We start from the raw sequence: 6,272 nt of genomic DNA, 5'->3' as shown, positions 1-6,272 counted from the left end.
AAAATAAACCAAATTTTAAAGCATAAAACAAATTTTTATAGTTACTTTTAGGCTACATTTTACGCATTTTTTTATCACTTTTACCATATGCAAATACAAGAAGCCGAAATAATAAAAATTAGATGTCATAGCTCAATCTTACGCAAATTTTTATCAATCAAATTTCATACCAATCTATAATTATGATTGCACAAATGAATAGATATAGAATTTTAGCGATACAACGAGGAATATAGCATTCTCTCTTTGCTGTTTATAAAATTTCTAGCATACCACAAATATATGCTGTCATTCAACTTCTATATTATATACTAAAACTTGCGATTATTCCAAAACAAATAACTAAAGCAATCCTCAGCTCTTACTTGTCCTCATATTTCAAGTTTTTATACTATAGATATCAAAGTCATTAATAATTACCGTCTAAAACTCATACCTCTACTTGGTGGTGTTATATTTATGGTATGTTCTTGTTTTTTACTATTTTCTAAATTAAGCATCCTCTTGCAATATTCTCCAAAAGAAGCAACTACTGTTTTGCTCCCCATGCTTGCTATTAATGCCGAGCTTTTTAAATTAACAGAGCTTCCCGCCCCACCCTTTTGCTTAAATAGGAAATTAGCGTATTCGTCAAATTCTTTTTTAAATATTCCATGTTCTTGATTGTATTTTTTAAAAGAATCAACACCAGATTTAAAATCTTTTATACTACCACCCAGCTTATCTTGAAGCATCCAATATTTATGCGCTCTAAGCTCAAATTTATCGTCATCTTCGCTACCGAAAATAAATATATGAAACCCACCGTCTAGCCAAGTTAAATTATATGCTTTTATGGCCTTAGCGCTTTTTTCCCAATCTGCATATTTTCTCTTTTCTGAGGATAAATTCTCGAATGCCCTTTTAAACTCTATAAGTAAAAACTTCCCATTGTTATGAGTTAAGGCATCACCTATTTTTTCTACATCACCATCAAGTGGAGCTATATCGATGTCCAACAAACACTGCTTTACAAAATAATACTCCACTGTTTTTTCCCACCACAACATTTTCATCCTTTATTCAAAATTACTAATATTCTAATTATGAATTATAGCCATCGCAAAATAAAATCGTCTTAAAATTTTCAAATAACTATAGATGAGAAATTAATAAATTAATGCCGTTGTAAGCACAAAATTCTATAAAAACCAGCAAAAGCAAAATCCTCGTCATAAAAATAATCATCGCCACTTCAAAATTTTATTGAGTTGCTTAAATTTTACCGATTTTTGCGAGATTATAAAACTCTCTTGCGGCGTCAAATTCGCTTTTTATCTCGTATCTTTCGCCGCCTAGTTCGAAGCAAATCGCATTCGCGTGCAGCAACAATCTCGGCGCCCCAGTCGTTCTGATCCGATCCGTCTCAACCATCTTTTTATCCAATATCCGCTCCGCTTGCTCGCGCGAAAGCCCGTACAGCGGCTCTCCCAATATCGGCGCACCCGCGGCAAATAGATGCAGCCTGATCTGATGCTGCCTACCCGTCAGCGGATAGCACTCGATCAGGCTAGCGTCTATGTCCGAGAAATATCGCAGCGGGCGTATCAGCGTGATCGCCTCCTTACCGTCGCGCGATATTTTCATACGAATTTTAAGATCGGCAAACTCGTCGCTAGGAGCGATCGGAGCATCAATCACAAACCCCTCAAAATCCTTTAAAAATTTCAGTTTATCGCTAAATTTTGCGTATTTTGCAGGCTCAAATTTTTTAAAATTTACGCAGCCCATAGAAGTAGCTGGCAAAGATTTAGCCACAGATAAGGCGTAAGGTTTATGTCCGTTATCCGCGCTACTCACCGCGATAGCGGGTTTAAGCTTATCACTCACGCCGCAGGATAAGTCATCAAATTCAAATCCGCTGCCAACATCGCCAGCAGGAGCGTCAGATTCAAATTTAGCTTGCATGCCGTCAGATAGAGCATCGCACCATAATCTCCTACTCGCACTATTAGACAAGATATTAAATCCAAATTTATTGCCTACTCCTTTTAGAGCTAGTGTATCGCGCAGATCCGACACGTTATCTGGTAAACTCACAGCATCGTCCGCAAATTTTGATCCGCAAATTTCATACGAACCTAGCGCATAGCAATTCTCTATCTCGCCATTGCAAGCAGCACTTTGCAAATCACCTCGCAAGCCCTCTCTCAAATCACCTCGCACGAGCGCTAGATAGCTTTTCATCACTCTACGCTGTTCAAAGCACTCTTTAAGCTCGCGCGCCGCGTCTTTATCCTTGGCGACAATAAGAATTCCGCTGGTTTCTAAATCAAGCCTATGCGCCACGCACGCGTCCTGCCCGTATAGCGACCAGATCTCGTCATACATATTATAAGGCGAGTTGCGCCCGCTCGGATGGCTTAAAATTCCACTCGGCTTGTCAAATGCCGCAAACGCATCGCACTCAAAGATCGGCTTCAGTCCGCGCGGCTCGCATTTGTAATCGATCAAAAAAATTTCTCCGTGCGCGACGGAGCTTTTATGTAAATTTCGATCCTCTGCATCGGTTACGCGATGCTTGTCACAAATGCGCTGCGCGGATTTCATATCGTACCCGAGGCTAAGCAGAATTTCGTAAATTTTGCGCCCCTCAAAGCTTCCCAGGCTTCTTTTCTCATAACCCATATTAAACTTTCAGCCCTATTTTTATATAATTTTTGCCATCATTATACAAGAAATTCTAACCGAAAGGCTACTAAAATGGTCGAAAGATACGCAAGAAAAGAGATGTCTGAAAAATGGAGCTTGCAAGCCAAATACGACGCGTGGCTAAAAGTCGAGCTCGCAGCAGTTAAGGCGTGGAATAAACTAGGTCTAATAAGCGACTGCGATAAAGATAAAATTCTACAAAACGCAAGCTTTAGGATCGAGCGGATAGATGAGATCGAAAAGACCACCAAGCACGACGTGATTGCATTTCTAACGAGCGTGAGTGAGAGCCTTGGGCAGGAGAGCCGCTTCGTGCATTACGGAATGACTAGTAGTGACTGCATCGATACCGCCGTCGCGCTACAAATCAAAGAAAGCATGGAGCTCATCATCAAGGATGTGCAAAATTTAAAAGCCGCGATAAAATCTCAAGCCATGAAGCATAAAATGACACTGATGGTCGGGCGCAGCCACGGTATCCACGGCGAGCCGATCACTTTCGGACTCGTGCTTGCGGTCTGGTATGATGAGATAAATCGCGCGCTAGAGCTTTTGCAACACGCAAAAAGCGTCATCAGCTACGGCAAAATAAGCGGTGCGATGGGGAATTTCGCCCACGCTCCACTAGAGCTTGAGGAACTAGTGTGCGAATATCTGGGGCTAAAGCCCGCTCCCGCGTCCAATCAAGTCATCCAGCGCGATCGCTACGCACAGGTGATGAGCGCACTTGCGATCCTGGCTTCCAGCTGCGAAAAGATCGCTATCGCAATCCGCCACTATCAACGCACCGAGGTTTATGAGGCAGAGGAATTTTTTAGCCCAGGTCAAAAGGGCAGCTCTGCGATGCCGCACAAACGAAATCCTGTGCTTAGCGAAAACGTAACGGGACTATGTCGTATGATCCGCAGCTTCGCAATACCCGCGATGGAGGATGTAGCGCTATGGCACGAACGCGACATCAGCCATAGCTCGGTCGAGCGATTTATCCTCCCTGATGGCTTTATAACCGCCGATTTTATGCTAAATCGCTTGACGAGCTTGATCGAAAAACTGCTCGTATATCCTGAAAATATGATGAGAAATCTAAATTTAACCGGTGGGCTCGTGTTTTCGCAGCGCGTGCTGCTAGAGCTGCCTAAACGAGGAGTTAGCAGAGAGGATGCTTATAAAATCGTGCAGCGTAATGCGATGAAGGTCTGGGCGGATCTGCAAGAGGGCAAAAAAGCTATAGATGAGCAAGGACATAGCTTGTTTTTACAAAATCTGCTCGCAGATACAAAGTTGCGAGAAAAGCTAAGCGAAAGCGAGATCAAAGAGTGCTTTGACTACGGATATTACACCAAAAATGTGGATGGAATTTTTAAAAGGGTGTTTGAAGAGTAATGTTGGTAAATCAAATTTTAAATCAAACTCAGCTATTTTATGATAGCGAAATTTTAAGCTTAAGCCCGAAAAAAGAGTTATTTTTAAATTTACTCAAAGGCGAAAAGCTAAAATATAAACGCTATACGAAATCGCCACTACGCTATCCCGGCGGTAAATCTTTAGCGGTCGGTCTGATAATAGAATATTTTCCGGATAACTTAAAACGGCTTATTTCACCTTTTATCGGCGGCGGAAGCGTAGAAATAGCCGCCGCCGTAGAGCTTGGAATAGAAGTAAAAGCATACGATATTTTTGATATTTTAGTAAATTTTTGGCAAGTTGCGATAAAAGATAAAAATTCGCTTTGTAATGAGCTTTTAAAATTAAAGCCGACGAAACAAATTTACAAGACCATAAAAGACGAGCTAAAATCGCACTGGACTAAAGAAGTTGCGCTCGATAGTTTAATGTTGGCGCGAGATTACTATTTTAATTTCAATCTAAGCTATGGACCTGGATTTTTGGGCTGGATGAGTTCAATTTATGAGGATGAAGCTAAATATTTAAAAGGCGTCGAAAAGATTTCAAGTCTAAATTTAGAAAATTTAAGCGTTGAATGCGCTAGCTTTGAAAAGGCTTTTAAGCTATACCCGAGCGACTTTTTTTACCTTGATCCGCCGTATTTTTTAAGCGGCGATTCAAAAATGTTCCGCGGAATTTATCCGCAACGAAATTTCCCGATACACCACAACGGCTTTAATCATGAACTTCTAGCCAAGCTCTTAAAAGCCCATAAGGGTAAATTTATACTAAGCTACAATGACTGCGGATGGGTTAGAGATACTTATAAAGAATTTAAAATTTTGGAGCCGAAATGGCAATATACGATGGGGCAAGGCGAAACGCGTATCGGTAAAAACCGTATAGAACGCGGCGACGACAATAATATCAAACAATCTCACGAACTTTTGATAATCAAGGATTAAAATGGCAAAACGAGCAATGAGTAGCGAGCATGCTTCGCGCGTTAAATTGAGCGGGCATCAAAAAGAAAAAATCTTTGCAAATTTAATTGGACTGGATGACGAATATAAGCACGATAGGCAAGCCAAAAAAGATGTCATAGATTTTAACGGCGATGGGCATAGCGTAAAAAGCGGTACTTGGTGGCAGATATTTTTATATTCTATTAAAAGAATTAAAGACGATTACGGATTTTTAGCGATGAATGGAATGGGGCAGCTTATTTTAGATTGTCTTGAAATCTTCCCACAAAATCGCGCAGATTACGAATGCGAAAAGCAAAAATATAAAGACGCGCTAAAAATTCCGATGATTGCGCTTTGTGAAAAACTAAAAGACAAAAATAGATTGAAAGCATTTTTAAGCAAAGCGATATTTAACGGCGGTGAAGTGCAATTTTTAAGCGTTTTTCCAAACGACGACAGTGGCGATATTTACGTTTTTTATTATCAAGATGTCATTGATGTTCTAGCTCAAAATTTAAATGTAGAGAATTCTCGCGCTAGAATGGCAAATCAAACGGATGCGCAAAAAGTTATTTTTAAGCACGATGTTAGCGTCGGCGAAATAGAAGTCAGAAACGATAGCGACATACACTATAAAGAGATAAAATTTAGATTAAATTCCAAGAAAATCCTAGATATTTTAAAAAACGATATAAAAGATCGCGATAAGCCCAAGCTCATCAATAATGTAGAAAACACAAGAATTTATCGCTACGGCAAGGCGATTAAGAAATTTAACTAATTCGGATAGATAGATTTTATACCAAGTGCGATTATGAGATGTTTTAACATTGTATCGCTCTGCTTAGAATAATTTTAAAATTTAATCAATCCCAAAAGATGCAAAGCAGCAAATAGTACTTCCGCAAAAATTTATCGGGGCTTTGAAATTCGACCAAACTAAGAATTATTTGGAATTTAAAACGGATGGAGCGAGAGTTCGTTCGCTCCATCCTGCGCTAGCACATTAGAATTTTTAGAATTTAAAGTTGTATCCTAAATATAGTCCATGATTGGTCTCGTAGGCTTTATCTATATCCTCTCCGAGCTTACTAGCCTTGTATCTCGTGTAGTCCGCCTTGTAGCCAAACTCAATCTCGTTATGCTCATCAAAGCTATATAGCCCACCCAGCCTTGCACCGATGACCCAGCCAGGCAGAGTCTTTGAAAGCGAATCGCTGCTTCCGT

General features: G+C 40.2%; 5 protein-coding genes and 1 pseudogene. 3 read left to right on the top strand and 3 right to left on the bottom strand.

Features of this window, described 5'->3' with window-relative positions:
• Positions 1-416 precede the first annotated feature (416 nt).
• Positions 417-1,049, bottom strand: coding sequence for a hypothetical protein (locus Q0614_RS05065; protein ID WP_298786997.1), 633 nt, complete (start codon positions 1,047-1,049; stop codon positions 417-419).
• Positions 1,050-1,254: 205 nt separating this feature from the next.
• Positions 1,255-2,667 (bottom strand): pseudouridine synthase, encoded by a 1,413-nt coding sequence (locus Q0614_RS05060; protein ID WP_298786995.1) that lies wholly within the window; start codon positions 2,665-2,667, stop codon positions 1,255-1,257.
• A 75-nt stretch (positions 2,668-2,742) separates the two neighbouring features.
• Here Q0614_RS05060 and purB point away from each other — a divergent pair, with 75 nt between their 5' ends.
• The 3 genes from purB to Q0614_RS05045 are packed head-to-tail and all read left to right on the top strand — an operon-like array spanning position 2,743 to position 5,826.
• A complete protein-coding gene (gene purB / locus Q0614_RS05055) occupies positions 2,743-4,074 on the top strand; it encodes an adenylosuccinate lyase (RefSeq protein WP_298786993.1) in 1,332 nt (443 codons plus the stop codon).
• Complete coding sequence (locus Q0614_RS05050; RefSeq protein WP_297942015.1) at positions 4,074-5,042, top strand: DNA adenine methylase; 969 nt, start codon at positions 4,074-4,076, stop codon at positions 5,040-5,042. Before purB ends, Q0614_RS05050 begins: the two co-directional genes overlap by 1 nt.
• Before the next feature lies 1 nt (position 5,043).
• Entirely contained in the window at positions 5,044-5,826 is a 783-nt protein-coding gene (locus Q0614_RS05045; RefSeq protein WP_298786991.1) for a hypothetical protein, read from the top strand.
• 234 nt (positions 5,827-6,060) lie between these two features.
• On the opposite strand, the pseudogene Q0614_RS05040 reads toward Q0614_RS05045, so the two are convergent.
• Positions 6,061-6,272: pseudogene (locus tag Q0614_RS05040) on the bottom strand (porin family protein); the annotation flags it as partial.

The organism is uncultured Campylobacter sp. (assembly GCF_937997595.1).
Taxonomy (GTDB): Bacteria; Campylobacterota; Campylobacteria; order Campylobacterales; family Campylobacteraceae; genus Campylobacter_B.
The sequence above is the reverse complement of the archived record's forward strand: the minus strand, read 5'-3'. Positions and strand labels throughout refer to the sequence as shown.